Genomic DNA, 20,940 nt, shown 5'->3' with positions numbered 1-20,940 from the left:
TTGTCATTTATTTTTTAAACGGTCTGTCTTTCTTGGAAAAGTCTTTGTTCACTTTTCCGTTGCTCCAACCATTTAGCGTGGTCCGCGTGATGAACCGCTGCTACTTGAGCTCGAACTGCTGCTGCTTGAGCTTGGGCTACTGTAGCTAGGACTTGGGCTGCTGTAGCTGCTTCTTCCACTGCTGTTGCTGCTATTGTTGTTCCAACTGCTAGAGTTGGAAGAGTTGTTGTTGCTGTAAGAGCTGCTGCGCTGGTTGCTGTACGTGTTGCTTTCACCATACGAGCGTGTTGCTCCCCCGCGAGTACCCGAAGAGTACCCCGAGCTTTGGGTAGAAGGAGCGCTATAGGTGCTGCCAGTACGGCTGCCCGAATTTGATGAATAGCCATTGTACGAACGGTCGGCACCACCACGAGGACGTGAGTAGTAGGTATCACTGCTTGTGGCGGTGGAGCTACTGTTTGCCCGTGAAGATGGGTCATAGCTTTGACGGCGGCCGTCGTTGGTATAACGAGGACTGTTGTCATTATTACGGTTATACGAATTGGCTGAACGATCTACACGGTTGTAATAATCAGAGCCTGGACGGCGGCGCGCGTCAACAATCTGTATGTTGTTGTTGGGGCCGTTGTACCAGAGGTTATTATTCCCGTAAAAGTTATTGCCATAGAAACCGCTTCCATAAAAACTGTATGGAGAGTAGAACGAATTAAAGCCCCACGGATTCCCCCAGCCAAAACTAGAATAGCCACCCCAAGCAGAATACGGAGAATAATAGGAATAGGGTGAAAAGAATGGGTCACCATAACCATAAGCGAAGGCTGAATTCCAGCCAAAAGGACTGCCAAAACGATAGGGGTTGCCGAAAGAAGAACCAAAACCGTATCCCAAACCTAACATCATGGCCGAACTGCCAAAGCTGTTCCATCCAAACGAATTGTAACGATAAGGGTTGTTCCAATAACTTCCCCAGTTATTGTTCATTGCCGTTTGGTATCCATCAGAAAAACCTGAATTATAGCCAGCATTTGGGCCGACATTACGCTGAATACCCCGCGAACTCAAATAAGATTCGTCGTAGTAATCATAATCTTCAGAGGTGGTATTGGGCAGTTGTTGGCCCGTACGGTAGTCAGGGTTATAGTTGCGAAGGCTTCTCTTTTCCTCATCCTGGTTTCCCGACTTTGCTGCTACTGCCACACTGGATGAGTTACCATATAGGTCGTCATATTCGGCGTCGTTTGCGGTGGTGTACTGGTTAGAGTTACACCCCCATAAACCAACCAAGCCTACTGCTGACCAAAAGGTGAGTGAACGAAAGGTTTTCATGGTTATTTAAAAGTTTTGTTCCTACGATTTAAAAAGAAAATCAGGGTCTGTATTTACTATAAACGTCAATTTGGCTGATATTGATTCAGTTTCGTCACAAATTTAAGATAAAAAAGTATCTTTGCAAGAGTTTTTTCTAAAAAACAGAGTCAAGATTTGTGCTAAAAACTCCTGATAATCAAATATTTATAAATGTAGATGCTACACTAAATTCTGCAAAGTGCTGATTGCGAACAACTAGTATAGTTTAAGTGTAGATTTTACGCCTTTTTTATGTTAGTAATTATTTTTAGGGGGATTTAAGGGGTTATTAATTAAGGTGTTAGAGAAAGTACGTACTCTAAATGTAGACGCAATTGAAGAAAGAATAGTTTGAAAATTTAAAATAAAAATTTACCAAAATAAAAGCAATGGCAAACGCGATACCTAGCCGTAGTGAAAATTACTCTGAGTGGTACAATGAATTAGTGAAAAGGGCTGATTTGGCCGAAAATTCAGCCGTAAGAGGATGTATGGTCATCAAACCGTACGGCTTTTCAATTTGGGAGAAAATGCAGCGGGCATTGGATGATATGTTTAAGGAAACAGGTCACATGAACGCTTATTTCCCCTTATTTATTCCAAAATCATTTTTGAGCAAAGAAGCGAGCCACGTGGAGGGCTTTGCCAAGGAGTGTGCGGTGGTTACGCACTATCGACTCAAAAACGCGCCCGATGGAAGCGGCGTAATCGTAGATCCCGATGCCAAATTGGAGGAAGAATTGATAGTGCGTCCCACGTCTGAAACCGTTATTTGGAGCACCTATAAAAACTGGATTCAATCGTACCGCGATTTGCCTTTGTTGATAAACCAATGGGCCAACGTTGTGCGCTGGGAAATGCGTACCCGCTTGTTTCTACGCACCACTGAATTTTTGTGGCAAGAAGGCCACACGGCCCACTCCACGTCTGACGAAGCCATGGCCGAAACGCGTCAGATGCTCGAAGTGTATGCGCGTTTTGCGGAAGAATGGGCCGCTATTCCCGTCATTAAAGGCTATAAAACTGCCAATGAGCGGTTTGCGGGGGCTGAAGAAACCCTTTGTATTGAGGCCATGATGCAGGATGGCAAGGCATTGCAGGCGGGAACTTCGCACTATCTAGGCCAGAACTTTGCCAAAGCATTTGACGTTAAATTTCAGAGCAAGGCAGGTACCTTGGAGTACGTTTGGGGAACTTCTTGGGGCGTAAGTACGCGCCTGATGGGCGCACTCGTGATGGCACACTCCGATGACTCTGGGTTGGTGTTGCCGCCTAAATTGGCCCCAATTCAGGTGGTGATTGTGCCTATTTATCGCAGTGAAGAACAGCTAGCTCAGATTACCGAAAAAGTAAAAGAAATCTCGGCGGGTCTTCGCAAAAAAGGCATCAGTGTAAAATTTGATGATTCTGACGCTAACAAACCTGGCTGGAAGTTTGCCGAGTATGAGTTGAGAGGCGTGCCTGTGCGATTGGCAATGGGTGCGCGTGATCTTGAAAACGGTACGGTAGAAGTGGCCCGTCGCGATACGAAAGAAAAAATGACGGTTCAGCTGGAAGGAATTGTGGACAGAATCGAGACCTTGTTGGAAGAAATTCAACAGAATATTTACGATAAAGCGCTGGCATTTAGAACCGCCAATACGCACCACGTTGATGATTATGGGGAGTTTAAACAAGTCTTGGACGAAAAAGGAGGATTCATTTTGGCGCACTGGGATGGCACGCCCGAAACCGAAGAGCGCATTAAAGAAGAAACAAAAGCAACGATTCGTTGTATACCATACAATGCTCCCGAAGAAGAAGGCAAATGTATTCTGACGGGGCGTCCATCAAGTCGGCGGGTGTTATTTGCGCGGGCTTATTAGTAAAACTTTTTTAGGTTGGGTTGAAGTTGATTTTAGGATTTGATTTCAGCGAGTGCAACTTAAATTAGATCAGTCAATAAAATCAATTCATTCAAAACAACAACAAAATGAGTGTAGCAAAATCAGGAGATACCGTAAAGGTACATTACAAAGGGACCTTGACCGACGGTACTGTTTTTGATTCGTCGGAAGGACGTGAGCCATTGGAGTTTGAACTCGGCTCGGGAATGGTGATTCCGGGTTTCGATAACGGAATTCAGGGAATGGCCATTGGAGATAAAAAAACGATTGATATTCCTGTAGAGGAGGCCTATGGTCCTTCGCAGGCGGAGTTGGTTTTTCCATTCAACCGTTCTGAACTGCCCGACGATATTCCGTTTGAGGTAGGAATGCAATTGAATATGCACCAAGATGGCAACCCCCAACCCGTACCAGTAACGGTCGTTGAAGTAACCGATGCGCAGATTTTGGTAGATGCCAACCACCCACTGGCGGGGCAGGCGTTGATTTTCGAAGTAGAATTAGTAGGTGTTAAATAACTAACGCTCATCTGAGCGTAAGCCTTTATTGAAATAGACGTTGGGGTGATTGAATCATCTTAACGTCTATTTCTCATTTACGGAGGGGCGTCCGTACTTTTCGTTGACTTTTTGGTAGAGATTGGCGGGGACTTTCGTTTCTATAACTGGCACTTTGGGTTGTGGCCGTACCCAATCCAGATAGCCTTTTGCCCAGGCATAGGCGAGTCCAAGAACGAGAATTCCTACAAAAATCAGCATTTCGACCAATGAAAACCACCCCCACAACCCATCGGTTTGCTGGATGAGTGTGGCTTGGCCAAAAACGACGGCCCAAGGAAAGAGGAAAACCAGCTCTACTTCAAACAAAAGGAAAACCAGCGCCACTACGTAAAAACGCACGTTGAATTGAACGTTGGCGTTGCCAATCGGGTCTTCTCCCGACTCATAAGTGGTGAGTTTTTCCACGTTAGGTTTATGAGGCCTCAGCAACTTGGCCAACATCAGCATGGAGACGATGAGGACGATAGCCGTAACGATGAATAAGAAAATAGTGCCGAATTCTGAAACCATATTTGTCTTGAAAATGCGCTGAACAAAATCGATTAGCGTGCGCAAAAATAGCCAATCATTTTATTAACCCTTCTAAAAAAAGCCGCTGAATAAGCGGCTTTTTTTAGAAATAAGTCAAGAAATGAGTTTATTTTACGAACAACATTTCACGGTATTTGACCAAAGGCCAGTCTTCATCGTCAATGAGGAGCTCAAGCTTATCGACTTCATAGCGAATTTTTTCGAAGTAATCTTTTACTTCTGAACCGTATAGCTCGGCCCGGGTGGGAATATCATCCGTATTATTGGCTTTTTTACGGGCTTCGGTCATCGCTTCTACCGCCTGTTTGATAATATATACCCGTTGCGAGATTTCTTTGATGAGTTCTTTGAGGGGTTGTGCTTCTTCCACCAATTCAAGTTCCATCAACGATTTGGCCGTTTGAGCCAACTGATGCTGGTATTTGACAGCCGTCGAAACTACGTGATTCAACGCCAAATCGCCAATAACCCGCGATTCAATCTGTACTTTCTTGATATAATTTTCGAGCTCAATTTCGTAACGAGCATGGACCTCACGCTCATTCAGAACGCCCATTTTTTCGAGTACCTGAACGGCCGAAGGTTCAATATATTTGCCCAATGCCAGCGGCGTAGAGGCAATGTTGGTAAGGCCGCGATTGGCTGCTTCCTGCACCCAGTCGTCCGAATAGCCATTGCCTTGAAACAAAATACGCTTGGATTCGCGGTAGTAGTCTTTTAAAATATCAACGATGGCTAATTCTTTCTTCTCGCCCAATTCAAGCCTTGCTTCGAGTTCCTTTCTGAATTCCTGAAGCTGATTGGCCACGATGGTATTGAGGACAATCATTGGAGAGGCACTGTTGGCACTTCCACCCACGGCGCGGTACTCAAATTTATTGCCCGTAAACGCAAACGGTGACGTACGATTCCGGTCGGTATTGTCGCGCATCAAAGGTGGAGTACGCGTAATCCCTAGTTTATAAAAGACATTGTCTCCTTTTTCGAGCTGGACTTCACCGCGATTTTCGAGGGTTTCCAACAGCCGAATGAGTTCATCTCCGAGAAAAATAGAAACAATGGCCGGTGGCGCTTCATTGGCACCCAAACGGTACTCATTGCCTGCTGAAGCAATAGACGCCCGTAGCAAATCTGCGTGGTCGTGGACGGCTTTGACGACGTTCATCAAAAACGTCAGGAATCGCAGGGTTTCTTTGGGTTTGGTGCTGGGTGCCAATAGGTTGACGCCCGTATCGGTCATCATTGACCAGTTGTTGTGCTTGCCGCTTCCATTGATGCCCGCAAAGGGTTTTTCGTGAAAAAGAACCTTGTAATTGTGGCGTTCGGCGACTTTATTCATCAAATCCATCAACAGCGCGTTGTGGTCAATGGCGAGATTGAGTTCTTCGAAAGTAGGAGCGCATTCAAATTGTCCAGGCGCTACTTCGTTGTGACGCGTCCGAACGGGAATCCCGAGTTTCCAAGCTTCATATTCAAAATCAACCATAAAGGCATTGACGCGCGGAGGAATCGACCCGAAGTAATGGTCTTCCAACTGTTGCCCTTTGGCGGGAGAGTGCCCAAATACTGTCCGACCCGCCATCACTAAGTCAGGCCGAGCGTAAAAAAGGGCTTTATCGACCAAAAAATACTCCTGCTCAGCCCCCAACGTAGCCGTTACTTTTTCGACATTGCGGTCAAAGTAGTACATTACAGCAGTGGCGGCTTTGTCGAGTACGTGTAGGGCGCGCAAAATCGGGGTTTTGTAGTCGAGCGCTTCGCCAGTGTAAGAAATAAAAACGGAAGGGATACAAAGCGTTTTACCACCGGCCCCGTTGTCCATTAAGAATGCGGGCGAGCTGGGGTCCCAGCCCGTGTAACCTCGTGCCTCAAACGTAGCACGCAGGCCGCCGCTTGGAAAAGAGGATGCGTCGGGTTCTTGCTGTACAAGTGCGCTTCCTTTAAACTTCTCGATGGCTTTGCCCGACGGCGTAACGTCAAAAAAGGCATCGTGCTTTTCGGCCGTACCACCCGTAAGGGGCTGAAACCAATGCGTATAATGCGTGGCCCCTTTGGAAGTGGCCCAGGCTTTCATGGCGGCGGCTACCTCGTCGGCAATCTCACGGTCAATTCGGGAGCCCGATTTAATGGCGTTGGATACTTTAAGATAGGCTTCTGGTGTCAACAACGTTTTCATTACGTCGTCATTAAATGTATAAGAACCGTAGTAATCGGCTACTTTTTCGCTGGGAGCGGGTACGCTGATTGTAGAACGGTTGTAGGCCGTTTCGATGGCCTTAAATCGCATATTTGCCATGCTATAGGATTAGATTTTGGAATAATTTAACTGTTTCGGGAATACACACCAAACATATATTTTTTTTGTTTGACTGACAAAAGTAATGAAAGCAATTTGAAGAAATGAACCAGGTTCTTTTTGTTTATGGCCTAAATTAGGCCTATTTATTGAAAATACTAAAAACTTCAATCGCTCATTTTCTCAATCAGCCTGATTATCACTAATTTTGCAGGATGAAAAAAGTAGCATTTTATACATTAGGCTGTAAACTCAATTATTCAGAGACGTCAGGTATTTCACGGATGTTTGAGCAACGGGGGTATAAGAAAGTGGCGTTCAATGACCAACCCGATATATTTATCGTAAATACGTGTTCAGTTACCGAAAATGCCGATAAGAAATGCCGCAAGATTGTACGCGAAGCACAAGCGATTAATCCAAACGGTTATGTGGCGATCATCGGTTGCTATGCTCAACTCAAACCCCAAGAAATTTCGGAAATTCCTGGCGTGGATGCTGTTTTGGGTGCCGCTGAAAAATTTCGACTCATTGATTTATTGGATGGATTCGTCAAAGAGCCTTCGCAGCAGCAGGGCAAAGTTTTTGCTTCGCCGATTGAAGACGCGGTAGATTATCACGTGGCCTACTCACTCAATGACCGCACCCGCACGTTTCTCAAAGTGCAAGATGGCTGTGATTATCCTTGCGCTTATTGTACAATTCCGTTGGCGAGGGGGAAAAGCCGGTCTGATACCATTGAAAATGTAGTTAAATCGGCCCGAGAAATTGCGGCGCGGGGTGTCAAAGAAATCGTGCTGACGGGCGTAAATATCGGTGACTTTGGCCTACAAAATGGTCAACGTGTGGAGACGTTTTTAGGTTTGGTTAAGGCACTAGATGAGGTAGAAGGCATTGAGCGATTTCGGATTTCGTCGATTGAACCTAACTTGTTGACGGATGAAATTATTGCTTTCGTGGCGCAATCAAAACGCTTTGTGCCGCATTTTCACATTCCGTTGCAGTCAGGCTCAAATAAAATATTGGGGTTGATGCGCCGACGTTATCGCCGCGAATTATACGTTGATAGAGTATCCAAAATCAAGGAGTTAATGCCGCATTGTTGTATCGGAGTGGATGTTATTGTAGGGCATCCGGGCGAAACCAATGATGATTTTCTGGAAACATATCAATTCCTGAACGAGTTGGATATTTCGTATTTGCACGTATTTACGTATTCAGAACGCCCGAATACCTTAGCGGTTGACATCAAACCCGTCGTGCCTCAGTCGCAGCGGGCGGAGCGTTCTAAAATGTTGCACATCCTTTCTGATAAAAAACGCCGGGCATTTTATGAAAGTCAATTAGGCTTGGAGCGTACGGTTTTGTTTGAAGAAGATGTAGTCAATGGGTACATGCAGGGCTTTACCGAAAATTACGTGCGGGTAAGCGTACAATATGACCCATTGTTGATCAATGAAATGAAAACCCTACGCCTGACAAATATCAATGCCGACGGAACGGTGGAGGCCGAAGAATCGGAAAGTATACCCATGTTCGTTCACAATTAAAGAAGGGCATTGCCCCTTCTTTAATTATTGTTAGTAACTGTTTATCGAAAGCAGTACCAACGTGCAGGCTTCTTCCGCAATGATTCCGTTTTGGGTTAATAATTGCTCAAATTCGGGGTTTTCTGTACCGGGATTGAAAATTACTCGTTTTGGATGAAGTGCTATAGTATAATCATACCATTCGGCTTGGTGCTGAGGCCCAATGTAGAGCGTTACGGTATCAATATCTTTGAGGTCGGGTTTGCCAGTTAAAATCTCATTGCCAGCTATCTGCCCCGCTTTCAATCCAAGCAATACCACCGGATGCCCATGATTCACCAATCGATTGGCAGCTAGAAATGAATAACGAGCTGGATTGGTGGAAGCGCCAATAATGAGTGTTTTTTTCATTTTTATAATAATTACTCCTTTTTTCTAAACAAAAGTTTTTGAAACTTGTTCTACTCACATCCTATGAAATGTACTTTTTTATTTTGTAAACTAAATCTTCAATCTATAAAATAGGGGCCATGAGCGACAAAAAAGTGCTTAGTTATTGGAATGAAAAGTGGGTGCCTGTCGAGTTTGAGGGAGTAGAGAACCCACCTCGGTATGATGTCTCTAACTATGGACGCCTGAGAAGTTTTCAAAACGAAGAGAAAAAAGCGGTTATTATAAAAGGTTCGGTGATTCAGGGGTATCGTTCGCTCAATATTCGTATCACAGGGGGAAAAACCATCAATAGATATGTGCATAAATTGGTGGCTGAATTGTTCCTAAAACGCGAAAGTGAATTGCATAAATACGTCATTCACCTTGATTTTGATAAACAAAACAACCGTGCCGACAATCTGAAGTGGGTAACCAAGACAGAAATGGTGGAGCATAACCGTGAAAACCCGGCCGTTATAAATCGTAAGCTTCCTGCCCGTACCCGCAACTACAAACTGACCGAAATCAAAGTCAGAATGATTAAAAAAATGCTCAAAAGTGACAAGAGCAGATTGAAGATGATTGCCAAACAGTTTGGGATAACGCACACACAACTCAACCGAATCCGTTCTGGCGAAAACTGGAAACACGTTAAAGTGGATGATGAATAGTTGGCTTTTATCCCCCGATTGTCGACATAGACTCGGATACTAAACCTACCGTGCGTCGGGCTTCTGCTTCAAACCCATCTTTGGCCCGGTGCTGAAGTGCTTCAAAAATACGTTGTGTTACACTAGCGTCATCCAATCCTTGTCGAAGTAAATCTTTGATATTGAATACTCCGTCGTCGTACAGACAGGTTTTAAATTGGCCTTGAGGCGTGATTCTCAATCTATTACACGTGCCGCAAAAGGTTCGGCTAAACGCCGCGATGATTCCAATGGTACCTTTGTGGCCCGGAATCTGATAATTATACGAAGTCGAAGCAGGTGGGTCAGGCAGTTTATAAATCCCTGGGTACGTTTTTTTTAGTTCTTCCAAAATCTTTCGGTAGTTCCAAAACTCTTGGTATTCGTGGGCGCCATCGCCGTTGAAAGGCATTTCTTCAATAAAACGAACGCTGACATTGTGCGTACGCGTCAGGTCGGCCATGGGAATAATGTCGTCCGTATTTTTTCCCGACATGACGACCGAATTCAATTTTGTAGGGATGTTGTATTCCTGCAATGCTTCAAATGTTTGCCATACATTTTGAAATTCATCCCGACGGGTAATGTCAAAAAAGCGTTGACGGTCAAGGGTGTCTAAGCTGAGATTGACCGATTTAATGCCCAATCGCTGAAATTCAGGTATCAGCGGAGCCGTCAATACGCCGTTGGTTGTGATGTTTATTTGGCGAAGACCGTCGATTTTATTCAATTCTTCCAGAAAATCCATGATTCCGCGCCGTACAAACGGCTCGCCTCCCGTAAGACGCACCTTGTCGACGCCCATATTGACCAATATCCTAATGGTACGCTCCATTTCTTCCCACGTCAACAAGTGTGGTTTGGGTACGTATTTGATGCCTTCTTCGGGCATGCAATAAAAGCAGCGAAGATTGCAACGGTCCGTGACGGCAAGCCGCAGGTAGCTGATAGGACGTCCGTGGTTGTCTATTACGCGGTTCAAGGGATTGTATGATTAGTTACAGTTGACTAAAAAAAGGAGCAGTTCGGGTAAAACCGTTCTTTTTCAAAGTAAATAACGAAAATGTTATCAAACAAGTTTAGAAGAAGGAAAGAGATGTGCACTTCACTCAAAAATAACGGTGAGTGAGTGGGAATTGTGGTGTAAAAGTGGATAAAACGGTTAGGGCAAGAAGATTATAATTGGAAAATACTTGTAAAAAATTGAGGTATGCTTTGTACTATTTATAACGAACTCCCATTTATTCCGTACTTTTGCGGCACTTTTTAAAGAAATTAAGAAATAGACTTTTGTATGCTTAGAACGCACACTTGCGGAGAACTCCGTATTTCAGATGTCAGTAAAGAAGTAATCCTCAGCGGTTGGGTACAACGTACACGTGACAAAGGCGGTATGATTTGGATTGACCTGCGCGACCGCTACGGTATCACCCAGCTAATGCTCGAAGAAGGTAAAACTGCCCCAGAAATCATCGCTCAGGCCCGAAATTTAGGCCGTGAGTTTGTGGTTCAAGCTACGGGGGTGGTCACTGAGCGCTTTGCCAAAAATGATAAAATGGCAACGGGTGATATTGAAATCAAATTGACGGGGCTGACGGTCCTGAACTCGGCCAAGCTGCCGCCTTTTCAGATTGAAGATAAAACCGACGGGGGAGATGAACTCCGCCTGAAATACCGCTACCTAGACTTGCGTCGTGACATAGTGCGTAAAAACTTAGAATTGCGCCATAAAGTAGCCCAGCAAACGCGTCTTTTTATGGACGCCCAGAATTTTATTGAGGTAGAAACGCCCGTTTTAATCAAATCAACGCCAGAAGGGGCCCGCGACTTTGTGGTACCTAGCCGCATGAATCCGGGTGAGTTCTATGCCTTGCCGCAGTCACCGCAGACGTTTAAACAATTGTTGATGGTGTCGGGATTTGACCGTTATTATCAGATTGTAAAGTGTTTCCGCGACGAAGATTTACGCGCCGACCGTCAGCCAGAGTTTACGCAGATTGACTGTGAAATGTCGTTTGTAACGCAGGAAGACATTCTGCAAATGTTTGAAGGGCTGATTCGGCATTTATTTAAAGCCGTGAAAGGACTGGATTTGCCTGAAGTACCACGCATGACCTACGCTACGGCCATGAAAAAATACGGCTCCGACAAACCCGACATTCGTTTTGGGATGGAGTTTGTGGAGTTGAAAGGCGATAATGACTTCGTTTCAGGTAAAAATTTCGGCTTATTTGACTCTGCTGAATTAGTGGTTGGAATCTGTGCCAAAGGCTGTGCAGAATACACGCGCAAGCAGATGGACGAACTCACCGAGTGGGTAAAACGTCCGCAAATTGGCGCAAAAGGATTGATTTATGCGCGTTACAATGCCGACGGAACCATCAAATCGTCGGTTGATAAGTTTTACAGTGAAGAAGATTTGAAGCAATGGGCGGAAGCATTCGGCGCGCAGCCGGGTGACTTAATGCTTATCATGGCGGGAGAAGCCAACAAAACCCGTAAGCAACTCAATGAACTCCGTTTGGAAATGGGTAGCCGTTTAGGCTTGCGCAATCCCGACGATTATAAAGTGCTGTGGGTGGTTGATTTTCCGTTGTTGGAATATGGCGAAGCGGATGGCCGCCCCGAAGAAAATCGTTGGTATGCCATGCACCATCCGTTTACCAGTCCTAAGCCCGAAGATATTCCTTTGTTAACGACGGATTTGGGCGCTGTTCGGGCCAATGCCTACGATATGGTCATCAACGGAACCGAAGTAGGAGGTGGCTCCGTACGGATTTTCCAGCGGCCGTTGCAGATGCAGATGTTTGAGATTTTGGGCTTTACCCCCGAAGAAGCCAAAGCTCAATTCGGGTTCTTAATGGAAGCGTTTGAATTTGGAGCGCCGCCACACGCCGGAATCGCCTTTGGATTTGACCGCCTGTGTTCTATTTTTGGCGGGGTGGATTCCATTCGGGATTTCATTGCGTTCCCCAAAAACAACTCAGGCCGTGATGTTATGATTGATTCTCCCTCAACCATTGACCAAAAGCAGCTGGATGAATTGAAAATTGCGACGAAAGCGTAACTAAAGAAGATTTTATTATCTTTCTAAAAAAATAAAGCAACCGCATGACTGACCGTGAGAGATTGGCTCAATTGGAAGAGATTGTTGCCGAAATGCTGAATAAGCAGGACTTACTTGCCGAAGATATGACAAGTCTAAACATTAAAATGGCATCCCTCAATTCGGAGATGGCACTTTTGAAGGCGAAAATATCCCGAATGGAGACAAAACTTGATCGTGTAGAAACTAAACAAAATGAGCAAGCTATACGATTGGCTGAATTTCAAAAGGATGTAGAAGCAGGGCAGACGGAGCTGCGCAATGGAATTGAAGCCATTTTGACTATTTTGAAAAAATAGCTATTGCACTTTTTTGTAGAAAAAACTCCACATTTTTGGTGTGGAGTTTTTTTATTGAAAGATTAAAAATGATACTCTGCGTCATAAATTGCACCTTTCGTCCCATTTTTGGGGAGAAGTACAATAATTTTGTTGAACTTCAAGTTTATAAAACGTTCGTTTGAACAGCCCAAATGCACCTACTATGAGCCTCTTTGATCGAATCAAAGCCTATTTTAGCCCCGATAACTTCAGAAAAGACCCCGAATTGGTGTCTTTTGCGGAGTTAGAGCCGCCACAAGTCGAAACCAAAAAGGTAACGGCCGATGTTTCTGTGCCTGCCTTGCCAGCCATTGTTCCGCAGACGCGGGCCATGACCGAAGAGACTCCCGCCCCAACCCATACGTGGGATTTAACACCACCTCAATCCACGCAAACTACAATCCCCATTGAGTTGCCATCGTGGTTGGAAGATGAAACTTTGCTACGGGATGAAGGCGTCATTTTTGGACTTTCGGAATCAAAGCCCGAAGAAAAAGTAGCCATCATTCGCAGTTATTTTGTGCATCAAGCCGCTGATTTAGAGTTAGATGTGGAACGATATGGTGAAAAAATTCAGGAATTAAATTTGTTTATTGGACAAAAAGAAACCAGAATCAATGAATTGAAAGATAAAGCCGCCGAGTTGGATGCCCGCCAAAATGAAGGAGAGCATCAGTTGCCGCGAACCATCGTAGGCTTGGTGTTTTCGATGGCGATGTGCGTGGGGAATTTCTTTTTGATTGATGATACATTGCGCCCTTTATATCCCAATAGTCAGTGGATAGCCGTTGGGGTGTTTCTGGCAGGGATGTTTAACTTGTTCGGTCGCGTTTCACTTTTTCACGATACCGACAGCAATGTGTCGTGGCGCAGGTTGTTAGAGGAGGTTGGTATGCCTTTTGCAGCAGCCATGTTTGTATTTGTACAGGCATTACAAAATCAGACCGTTTGGCGAGCGGTGGCGTTGTTTGTCTTTGTGTTTTTTCTGTTTCTTTTTGCGGGCAAATTGCTTTTGAGCAATATCACCGTACTTCGCAATGATTTACGGATTTGGCTGACGGGTGCCAACATGAAAAAAGAAAAAACAAGCAAAACAGAGACTTGGGACGAGGAAACCAACCGCTTAAACGCAGAAATTGATGAATTACGCATTCAAAAATGGCAGATTGTGCCGCAATTGAATCGGGTAGAGGCCGAACTTGCGCGGGTCAACGCCCGACGCGATGCCCTCATCAAACTGTTTGAAAGTGAATTTTACCTGGCCCGCCAACTGCGCGACCGTTTGACAGACCGACAAATGAGGGCGATTCAATCAACCGCCCAAAATCAGCAGTAAGCACTTGGTAAAAAATAAGTAGCACGATTTAAAAAAAAAAGCCATGCAGGAACCAACAAAAGACCATACTGACGAACCCGATTTTCAACACGGCTACCATAGCGGTATTGAAGGCTCGGAAAATCGTAATCCATACGAAAGTTATCTATCAAGCCAGATACATTATAATTGGTTGGCCCAACGGATTGAGGACCGTCGAAATGAAATCCAACGGGTTGATAAAGAGATTGAAGAAACGGCCGTAAAGCGTAAAACTGCTTACGACCGTTTGCAAGAGTTTGTGCAACGGGTAATCAAAGCCACCAAGCGTGTAACAGAACTGACGACGCAACGTGAAGCCGTTGATGCCGAAACCGAAGCCTTGCGGGCGCGGCGTAAACAAACACAATCGGAGTATTCGCTCTTGGCAGGCTTCTTTTTCTTCTTTGCAGGGGCAGCGTTTGTGTTTGGTGACCTTATTATTTCGCACGAAATTGTGGCCTACGCCCTCAACATTCGCAACAACAACGAGGCGTGGGCGTTTGCCATTGGTTTGGCCATGATTTCTATTTTGCTCAAACCCGCCTACGACCGCCTCATTGAGAAGCCGTATGTGGATGAACATACCCAAAAAGCACGTACGCGTTATGCTTGGTTTAAAGTAGGTTTGGCAGGTTTTGCCATTATCACGTTGGGGATTTTGGGATGGTTTCGATACGAGGCCTACCGTACCGATAAAATGAAAGAAGCCATCAATAAATCGGTCAAAAATCTTCAATTGGGCGCTACGCCGCTCGACCCCAACAGTACGATTACGCCGCAGGAACAACAAGTTTTATTGCAAAAAATTGAGCAACAACTTTTGCGTTCTGATGAGCTCAATCTGGGCCTTGTCAACAGCCCTTGGGCGTTGGCATCGTTTGTGTTGAGTGGTATTTTGTTTGCTTTGGCGGGGGCGGTTTCGCTCGGAATGGCGCTGCCTGTGTTGCAGAATTTTTGGTACCGATGGCTGCAAATTGACCCACGACTGTGGCGTTTAAGCCGTCGTCGTCGTAAATTAAACAAACAGTTGGAGGAAGCCGACAGAGAGTTGGCCGAGCAAACAACGCAAAAAGATATTTTGGAGCATGAGCTTCAACAGTTTCAGACCTTGGATGATTTGCGGGCGGAGCGTACAAAAATGCGCAATGACTTGGATGAACTCATCGAATCAACGCGTTTGGCGCAGACCGACAGCCGCATTGCGTCTTTTAACGATGGCTACGCCAAAGGAGAAATAGCCCGCGAAATGATGAATGAGGAGGAGTTTACCCAATTCCGCAACTCAATGCTCAATACTCATAATTTGGCCGTAAAAGCGTCTTCTTCGGCAGACCGAAGCATGAATTATGGCAATGGAAACGGCACCAAACGCACCAACGGCCTGCGCCCACACCAAATGATTCGGAAGATGATTACGGATGGTTTGGATGGGGAGAAGGAGTGATATTTAGCGAACAAGTAGAGTAAAAGGTTGCGGAAACGTGACCTTTTCTTGTTTACAGCCTGCCCCGCTTTCCCAACTCAATCGCCTCTAATTGAGGGATTTTTCCGTCATCAAGCGTGAATCGAAGTATGGTTCGGATTTTGTGAAATCCTTCATTGCCTGCCGCCCCGGGGTTGATGTAGAGCATGTTTTGAAGTTTAGGGTCGCGCAGTACGCGCAGGATGTGTGAGTGGCCGCAGATGAAAATATCGGGCGTGTTATGCTTTAATTCGGGCCTGACTTGGGGGTTATAATTGGGCGGCGCGCCGCCGATGTGGGTCATCCAGATGCGGAAGCCTTCGAGTTCAAACCGTTGGTGTTCGGGGGCTTTCCATTGAATCTCTTTGGCGTCGATGTTGCCATACACAGCGCGTAAGGGCTTAAATTTTTCCAGTTTTTCCAAAATCTCAACGGTTCCTACGTCGCCAGCGTGCCAAATTTCGTCGCAGTCTTTGAAGTAGTCAAAAATGGCTTCGTCTAGGTAAGAATGAGTGTCAGATAAGAGGCCGATGCGGGTCATGTTTTAGGACAGATTTCCGAGTGTTGGTTTGATAGATATTACTTTGTTAGGGTATAAAAAGCCATCCCGCTCATCATCGCCACCACGAGCCAACCTGCCATTTGTAGCCAAATAGGGTGCTGATACGTGCCAACCAATCGCTTATTGCGCGCGGCAATGAGCATCACCGCCAAGGCAATGGGTAAAATAAAACCATTCAGCGTACCCACAAACACCAAAATCTGTACGGGTTTACCAATCCATAAAAACAAAATCGTTGAAATGGAGATAAAGCCAATCGTGAGATAGCGATTATTTTTTTCTAAGCTCGGATGGAAAGTTCGCAGGAACGACACCGAAGTATAGGCCGAGCCGATGACAGATGTAATGGCCGCACTCCACATCAAAACCCCAAATAGCCGGTAGCCAGTCTGTCCAGCAGCCAACTGAAATACCGAAGCGGGAGGATTGGCTTTGTTTAACGTAAGTCCCGCCGCGACAACGCCCAACGTGGCCAAAAACAAAAAATACCGAATAAATGAAGTTACCAAGATACCCGTCGTAGCGCTACGATTGACCAATGGAAGTGCATCAACACCTTTAACGCCTGCTTCCAAAAGCCGATGCCCGCCAGCAAAAGTAATGTAGCCTCCTACCGTGCCGCCCACGAGGGTAATGGTGGCGATGGGGTCAAATTGTTGTGGTAAAACCGTTCGGACGAGGGCTTCGCCAACGGGAGGGTTGGCCGAAAAAACTACGTAGGCAATCAACAAAAGCATCAGGAGTCCCAACCATTTGGCAAAATTGTCCATGGCTTTTCCCGCTTCTGGCAATATGAAAAGCCCGATGGCAATCAATGCGCTAAGTGTGGCCCCGATTTTGACGTCTATGCCGCTCATGACTTCGATACCGAGCCCTGCTCCAGCCACGTTGCCAATGTTGAACGCAAATCCTCCGATGACAATCAGGGCCGAAAGAACGTAGCCCAACCCAAAAAACAAATCATTGGCAATGTCTTGGGCGCGTTTTTCGGTGACGGCAATGATGCGCCAGATGTTCAGTTGAGCGCCTAAATCTAAAAGAATTGATAACAAAATGACAAAGCCGAAATTGGCCAGTAGTTGCTGCGTAAAAACGGTGGTCTGCGTCAAAAAGCCTGGCCCAACGGCGGAGGTAGCCATCAAAAAAGCGGCACCGAGAAGGGTATTGGTGGTGGGTGTTTTTTTCATTCTTAGGGTTTATTTCTGCGCAAAATCGCAAAAAATAAAATAGCAGCGCGAACCGAATGGATTGAATGGATTAGACACATTCACACAAAGATAAAATTTGATAAAATCAGTGTAAATATGTTGTATCCGTTCACTCCGTGTTCAACAAAATGGATGATAAAAACGGTTAATTAAAATAATAGCGAAATTTCATAAGCAGGCAATCGTTACGAACACTCATAACGTTATAATTATCTATAGGCCAAAAACATCCTCCCGAAATAAAAGTGCTACTGTTGATATTTCGATTGCCTGTACTGAGAAATGTATCTTTACTGATTTTTTTTCCTATTTGCCATTCTAATTCTAAAGCTATTTTTTTCCACTGAATACCCGCACCCGTGGTGGGTCTAATATATTCTTGGTGACGGCCTTCTAAACTCAAACCTACGCGATTTTTGCCGAGGCTATTTTGGGCAGAGTGGACAAATGCCCCACCTTGCACATACGGTTGCCATTGGCCAAAGTGGAAGCGATAACCAATGTTGACGGGAAACTGCCAGGCACCTATGGTATAAGGGGTAGGTTTGCCATTTTCGGTTTGTGATAAATTAGCACGTTGTTTGATTAGGTAGGTAGCTTCTCCTTTTAGAAAAATATGGTTTTTAAAAAGCACTTCAACAAACATTCCCCCTGAAGCACCTAAGTGCATTTTGTCCATAACACGGTTGTCCAGTGAATAATTGGTTCCAGTGACGATTCCAAAACGTGTTTTTTGGGCTTGACTATTAAGGGACAATACCAGCCAACCACATAGCAAACAGACACAGTAAATTTTCTTCATAGTTGTAAAGGTTTGTTAAAGTAAAATTATAAAAAAAATAGAATCTTGTTATTTCAAGATTCTATTTGTGATTTTTATCCCAAAATCATTTCTTTCATTTCAGAACGAATTCTTTTTTTATCAATCTTCCCTACGGATGTTTTAGGGATTTCGGATACAAATTTGATTTGGTCAGGCACGTACCAACGGTTTATTTCGCCGCTGTCCACTTTGGCTTGTAAGGTTGATTTGATGCTTTCGGGTGTTAGTTTTTCCTGATAATCGGGTTTGATGACCAGAATGGCGTGTGGGCGTTCGCCCCATTTAGGGTCAGGAAAGCCCACCACGGCCGATTCGGCAATGCCTTCTATCTGAGAAAGCAGATTCTCAATGTCTAACGAAGAAACCCACTCGCCACCTGTTTTAATGACATCTTTGACGCGGTCGGCAATGGTGACGTAATAATCGGGGTCGATTGTGGCCACGTCGCCGGTGTGGAGCCATCCGCCCGCCCACAGTTTTTCGGAAGCCTCTTTTTCTTTGTAATATCCCTGCGTCATCCATGGGCCGCGAGCCACCAATTCGCCAACCGTTTCGCCGTCGTGGGGCAGAAAATTGCCCTCTTCGTCCATAAGTTTCAACTCCACAAACGGAGCAATTTTTCCCGCTTTGGTTCTAAACTCAAGTTGCTCTTCGATAGGGAGTTTTTCCTGTTCTTCATTCAAGTGAACAACCGACATAATGGGCGCCGTTTCTGACATTCCGTAGCCTTGGGTTACGTTGATGCCAAGCTCTAAAGCGGCCTTGGCCAAACCGCGCGTCAGAGCCGAGCCACCTATCAGCACGTTCCATTTACTCAAATCTACTTGTTTGGCTACGGGGCTGTTGACCAGCATATTCAGGATGGTTGGCACACAATGCGAAAAGGTTACTTTTTCTTTTAACAAGAGTTTTAGCAACATTTCTGGCTCATAACGACCTGGATATACCTGCTTGAAATTGAGCATGGTAGCCAACAGCGGAAAGCCCCAACCGTGGACGTGAAACAACGGCGTGATGGGCATGTACACGTCGCGATTGTCCAATGGGAGGGCGCGGTAGCCTGGAAAATAGGCCAACAAACAGAAGGTGTGCATCACCAATTGACGGTGCGAGAAGTATACGCCTTTGGGGTTGCCCGTGGTGCCAGTCGTATAAAAGGTTGTGGCAATGGAATCTTCCTCAAAATCAGAAAATTCAAATTGGTCGTTAGCGTCATTGACCAACCGCTCGTATTCGCCTTCTAAGGCAAATGTAGTGGTGATGATTTCGGCCTCAGGGTTGGTGTACACCTTGTCGCTGATGATAATGTATTTTTCAACAGTGGTGAGTTGCCCTTTGATGGCTTCCAGAATCGGCACAAAATCTTCATGAACAATCACCACCTTGTCTTCGGCGTGGTTCATGGTGTACAGAATCTGCGCTGGCGAAAGGCGTACATTGATGGTATGCAAGATAGCTCCTAGGCAGGGAATGCAGAAAAAACACTCCAAATACCGATGGCTGTCCCAGTCCATCACGGCTACGGTATCGCCTGCTTGCACACCTGCATTGGTGAGGACATTGGCAAGCTGGCGTACGCGTTTGTCAAAGGTGGTATAATTCATTCGGAACAAATCTCGGTATACGATTTCGCGTTGGGGATTGTAACGAACGGCTTGCGCAAAGAGGGTTTTGATTAACAAAGGAGGGTCGTAGGCCGATGGAGTTCGGGGAATCAACTTGGTTTTAGCCATGATTTTTGCAAAGGTTTTTAGAAAAGTAAAGTTATGTTTTTTCTCCAAATACTCACAAAAAAGCCAATCTTACCATTGTATATAGGCGAGATTGAGAAATTGTTTTTCGTTGACCTTTAAAATCGAGGTTATTTTGATTTTATCCCCTTTTAGGTGGATGTTGGGCAATCCAGTGATAAGAAATTTTCATTCAAAAATACAACCAATGCCCTTTCCAGCCCTGCTTCCGGTTAAATTCCAGGGCAGGGGCGGGTACTTTGAGGGTGTTGAGCAAGAAGAAAAGCGTTTTTAGGCCCTTATGGCGGGTGGGAATACGGCGAAAGTCGATGTCTAGCGAGAGAAAATACTGCCGATATGGGTCATAACCCAAGGATTGGCTCTTCTCTACTTCGGCCCCGACCATGTTGTGAATCCCGTATCCGAGCGATACACTGAGCCACTTAGGAATCTTTGAATGCGGTGCAAAAGAGGCCAGATTGACCGAAAACCAATAGGTTTGCCCGTTGTAATCCTTGAGCCATTGTTCACTGAAATTGCGCCCTAAAAGTTCTGGCCGAACCTTGGCGAGGGGAGTGGGGGAAAAGGAAAATTTTGGGGTAATGCGCTCTTCGCCCCAGAGGGCGTACTGTCCCAAATACAAAGACGGGCCCATGACATTGGCCACCATATCGCTGGGCGAAAACCCGTAGGTGGGGTATTGAAAACCGTCTAAAAGCTCAATGGGGGTCAGGAACAAAAAGCCAGAAAGTGCGCCGTACAAAGCCGCTTGACGGTTGGTAATCCCCGTGTTTTTGTAAACCGCCGCCGTGTGACGGCAAATCTGATAGGCCGTAAAAAAGTGTCCTACTTTATCAAATTGTTTCCACTCATGAAAGTCGTCTTTGACGCTAAAATTCGTAAAGGGCGTTTTGTACCATGCTTTACTTAATCCATAAATAGACGCCGAATAAGCCACTGATTCGCCTGCCAGAAGCCACCGCAACGCCCGATAATTGGGCCGAAGGGAGTCAGATTGGGCTTGGCAAGTGACAAATGATGAAGTCAGAATGATGAATGACAAATAAAAAAAAAGAGTTTTTGTCGTGCTTAAAGCACCTAA

18 protein-coding genes are annotated in these 20,940 nt (G+C 45.4%); 8 read left to right on the top strand and 10 right to left on the bottom strand.

Features of this window, described 5'->3' with window-relative positions:
* Positions 1-72: 72 nt before the first annotated feature.
* Positions 73-1,326 carry a hypothetical protein gene (locus tag DVG78_RS10685; protein WP_114461074.1) on the bottom strand — a complete coding sequence of 418 codons (1,254 nt, stop codon included), beginning with the start codon at positions 1,324-1,326 and terminating at the stop codon, positions 73-75.
* Positions 1,327-1,736: 410 nt separating this feature from the next.
* Between DVG78_RS10685 and proS the strand changes: the two genes are divergently transcribed.
* On the top strand, positions 1,737-3,212 hold the full coding sequence (gene proS, locus DVG78_RS10680) for a proline--tRNA ligase (protein ID WP_114461073.1): 1,476 nt from the start codon (positions 1,737-1,739) through the stop codon (positions 3,210-3,212).
* 107 nt (positions 3,213-3,319) lie between these two features.
* Positions 3,320-3,751, top strand: coding sequence for an FKBP-type peptidyl-prolyl cis-trans isomerase (locus DVG78_RS10675; RefSeq protein ID WP_114461072.1), 432 nt, complete (start codon positions 3,320-3,322; stop codon positions 3,749-3,751).
* A gap of 66 nt (positions 3,752-3,817) precedes the next feature.
* On the opposite strand, the gene DVG78_RS10670 is transcribed toward DVG78_RS10675, so the two are convergent.
* Together DVG78_RS10670 and DVG78_RS10665 are read right to left on the bottom strand one after the other, a co-directional pair.
* Positions 3,818-4,303, bottom strand: a complete 486-nt coding sequence (locus DVG78_RS10670) for an NADH-quinone oxidoreductase subunit A (protein ID WP_114461233.1) — start codon at positions 4,301-4,303, stop codon at positions 3,818-3,820.
* 127 nt (positions 4,304-4,430) lie between these two features.
* On the bottom strand, positions 4,431-6,620 hold the full coding sequence (locus DVG78_RS10665; RefSeq protein ID WP_114461071.1) for a glutamine synthetase III family protein: 2,190 nt from the start codon (positions 6,618-6,620) through the stop codon (positions 4,431-4,433).
* Between the two features lie 215 nt (positions 6,621-6,835).
* Here DVG78_RS10665 and mtaB point away from each other — a divergent pair, with 215 nt between their 5' ends.
* A complete protein-coding gene (gene mtaB, locus DVG78_RS10660) occupies positions 6,836-8,170 on the top strand; it encodes a tRNA (N(6)-L-threonylcarbamoyladenosine(37)-C(2))-methylthiotransferase MtaB (RefSeq protein WP_114461070.1) in 1,335 nt (444 codons plus the stop codon).
* Positions 8,171-8,200: 30 nt separating this feature from the next.
* On the opposite strand, the gene DVG78_RS10655 is transcribed toward mtaB, so the two are convergent.
* Positions 8,201-8,560: a CoA-binding protein gene (locus tag DVG78_RS10655; RefSeq protein ID WP_114461069.1), complete on the bottom strand. Its 360-nt coding sequence runs from the start codon at positions 8,558-8,560 to the stop codon at positions 8,201-8,203.
* A 119-nt stretch (positions 8,561-8,679) separates the two neighbouring features.
* Between DVG78_RS10655 and DVG78_RS10650 the strand changes: the two genes are divergently transcribed.
* Positions 8,680-9,252, top strand: a complete 573-nt coding sequence (locus DVG78_RS10650) for an HNH endonuclease (protein ID WP_114065403.1) — start codon at positions 8,680-8,682, stop codon at positions 9,250-9,252.
* Between the two features lie 7 nt (positions 9,253-9,259).
* On the opposite strand, the gene moaA is transcribed toward DVG78_RS10650, so the two are convergent.
* Positions 9,260-10,252, bottom strand: a complete 993-nt coding sequence (gene moaA / locus DVG78_RS10645; RefSeq protein WP_114461068.1) for a GTP 3',8-cyclase MoaA — start codon at positions 10,250-10,252, stop codon at positions 9,260-9,262.
* A gap of 312 nt (positions 10,253-10,564) precedes the next feature.
* On the opposite strand from moaA, the gene aspS reads away from it, so the two are divergent.
* The 4 genes from aspS (at position 10,565) to DVG78_RS10625 (ending at position 15,497) form a co-directional block, all read left to right on the top strand.
* The gene (gene aspS / locus DVG78_RS10640) at positions 10,565-12,337 is read left to right on the top strand and encodes an aspartate--tRNA ligase (RefSeq protein WP_114461067.1); all 1,773 of its coding nucleotides are present in this window, start codon (positions 10,565-10,567) and stop codon (positions 12,335-12,337) included.
* A gap of 44 nt (positions 12,338-12,381) precedes the next feature.
* Positions 12,382-12,675, top strand: a complete 294-nt coding sequence (locus tag DVG78_RS10635; RefSeq protein WP_114461066.1) for a hypothetical protein — start codon at positions 12,382-12,384, stop codon at positions 12,673-12,675.
* Positions 12,676-12,859: 184 nt separating this feature from the next.
* Positions 12,860-14,032, top strand: coding sequence for a hypothetical protein (locus DVG78_RS10630; protein WP_114461065.1), 1,173 nt, complete (start codon positions 12,860-12,862; stop codon positions 14,030-14,032).
* A 43-nt stretch (positions 14,033-14,075) separates the two neighbouring features.
* The gene (locus tag DVG78_RS10625) at positions 14,076-15,497 is read left to right on the top strand and encodes an AAA family ATPase (RefSeq protein ID WP_114461064.1); all 1,422 of its coding nucleotides are present in this window, start codon (positions 14,076-14,078) and stop codon (positions 15,495-15,497) included.
* Positions 15,498-15,549: 52 nt separating this feature from the next.
* Here DVG78_RS10625 and DVG78_RS10620 read toward each other — a convergent pair whose 3' ends face one another.
* From DVG78_RS10620 to DVG78_RS10600, 5 genes are all read right to left on the bottom strand, one after another.
* Positions 15,550-16,056: a metallophosphoesterase family protein gene (locus tag DVG78_RS10620; protein WP_114461063.1), complete on the bottom strand. Its 507-nt coding sequence runs from the start codon at positions 16,054-16,056 to the stop codon at positions 15,550-15,552.
* 38 nt (positions 16,057-16,094) lie between these two features.
* Positions 16,095-17,264, bottom strand: a complete 1,170-nt coding sequence (locus tag DVG78_RS10615; protein ID WP_114461062.1) for an NRAMP family divalent metal transporter — start codon at positions 17,262-17,264, stop codon at positions 16,095-16,097.
* Positions 17,265-17,430: 166 nt separating this feature from the next.
* Positions 17,431-18,087, bottom strand: coding sequence for an outer membrane beta-barrel protein (locus DVG78_RS10610; protein ID WP_114461061.1), 657 nt, complete (start codon positions 18,085-18,087; stop codon positions 17,431-17,433).
* A gap of 74 nt (positions 18,088-18,161) precedes the next feature.
* A complete protein-coding gene (locus DVG78_RS10605; RefSeq protein ID WP_114461232.1) occupies positions 18,162-19,841 on the bottom strand; it encodes a fatty acid--CoA ligase in 1,680 nt (559 codons plus the stop codon).
* A 190-nt stretch (positions 19,842-20,031) separates the two neighbouring features.
* Positions 20,032-20,901, bottom strand: coding sequence for a DUF2279 domain-containing protein (locus DVG78_RS10600; RefSeq protein ID WP_229598193.1), 870 nt, complete (start codon positions 20,899-20,901; stop codon positions 20,032-20,034).
* Between the last annotated feature and the right edge of the window lie 39 nt (positions 20,902-20,940).

Source organism: Runella aurantiaca (assembly GCF_003339505.1).
Classification (GTDB): domain Bacteria; phylum Bacteroidota; class Bacteroidia; order Cytophagales; family Spirosomataceae; genus Runella; species Runella aurantiaca.
This window is presented reverse-complemented; position numbering and strand designations above follow the sequence as displayed.

Excerpts from the sequence above, each read along its gene's own strand:
- DVG78_RS10620 (WP_114461063.1), bottom strand. The coding sequence starts at position 16,056 with ATGACCCGCATCGGCCTCTTATCTGACACTCATTCTTACCTAGACGAA.
- proS (WP_114461073.1), top strand. The coding sequence starts at position 1,737 with ATGGCAAACGCGATACCTAGCCGTAGTGAAAATTACTCTGAGTGGTAC.
- mtaB (WP_114461070.1), top strand. The coding sequence starts at position 6,836 with ATGAAAAAAGTAGCATTTTATACATTAGGCTGTAAACTCAATTATTCA.
- DVG78_RS10655 (WP_114461069.1), bottom strand. The coding sequence starts at position 8,560 with ATGAAAAAAACACTCATTATTGGCGCTTCCACCAATCCAGCTCGTTAT.
- DVG78_RS10610 (WP_114461061.1), bottom strand. The coding sequence starts at position 18,087 with ATGAAGAAAATTTACTGTGTCTGTTTGCTATGTGGTTGGCTGGTATTG.
- DVG78_RS10665 (WP_114461071.1), bottom strand. The coding sequence starts at position 6,620 with ATGGCAAATATGCGATTTAAGGCCATCGAAACGGCCTACAACCGTTCT.
- DVG78_RS10615 (WP_114461062.1), bottom strand. The coding sequence starts at position 17,264 with ATGAAAAAAACACCCACCACCAATACCCTTCTCGGTGCCGCTTTTTTG.
- DVG78_RS10650 (WP_114065403.1), top strand. The coding sequence starts at position 8,680 with ATGAGCGACAAAAAAGTGCTTAGTTATTGGAATGAAAAGTGGGTGCCT.
- DVG78_RS10630 (WP_114461065.1), top strand. The coding sequence starts at position 12,860 with ATGAGCCTCTTTGATCGAATCAAAGCCTATTTTAGCCCCGATAACTTC.
- DVG78_RS10675 (WP_114461072.1), top strand. The coding sequence starts at position 3,320 with ATGAGTGTAGCAAAATCAGGAGATACCGTAAAGGTACATTACAAAGGG.
- DVG78_RS10635 (WP_114461066.1), top strand. The coding sequence starts at position 12,382 with ATGACTGACCGTGAGAGATTGGCTCAATTGGAAGAGATTGTTGCCGAA.
- DVG78_RS10625 (WP_114461064.1), top strand. The coding sequence starts at position 14,076 with ATGCAGGAACCAACAAAAGACCATACTGACGAACCCGATTTTCAACAC.
- DVG78_RS10685 (WP_114461074.1), bottom strand. The coding sequence starts at position 1,326 with ATGAAAACCTTTCGTTCACTCACCTTTTGGTCAGCAGTAGGCTTGGTT.
- aspS (WP_114461067.1), top strand. The coding sequence starts at position 10,565 with ATGCTTAGAACGCACACTTGCGGAGAACTCCGTATTTCAGATGTCAGT.
- DVG78_RS10670 (WP_114461233.1), bottom strand. The coding sequence starts at position 4,303 with ATGGTTTCAGAATTCGGCACTATTTTCTTATTCATCGTTACGGCTATC.
- DVG78_RS10605 (WP_114461232.1), bottom strand. The coding sequence starts at position 19,841 with ATGGCTAAAACCAAGTTGATTCCCCGAACTCCATCGGCCTACGACCCT.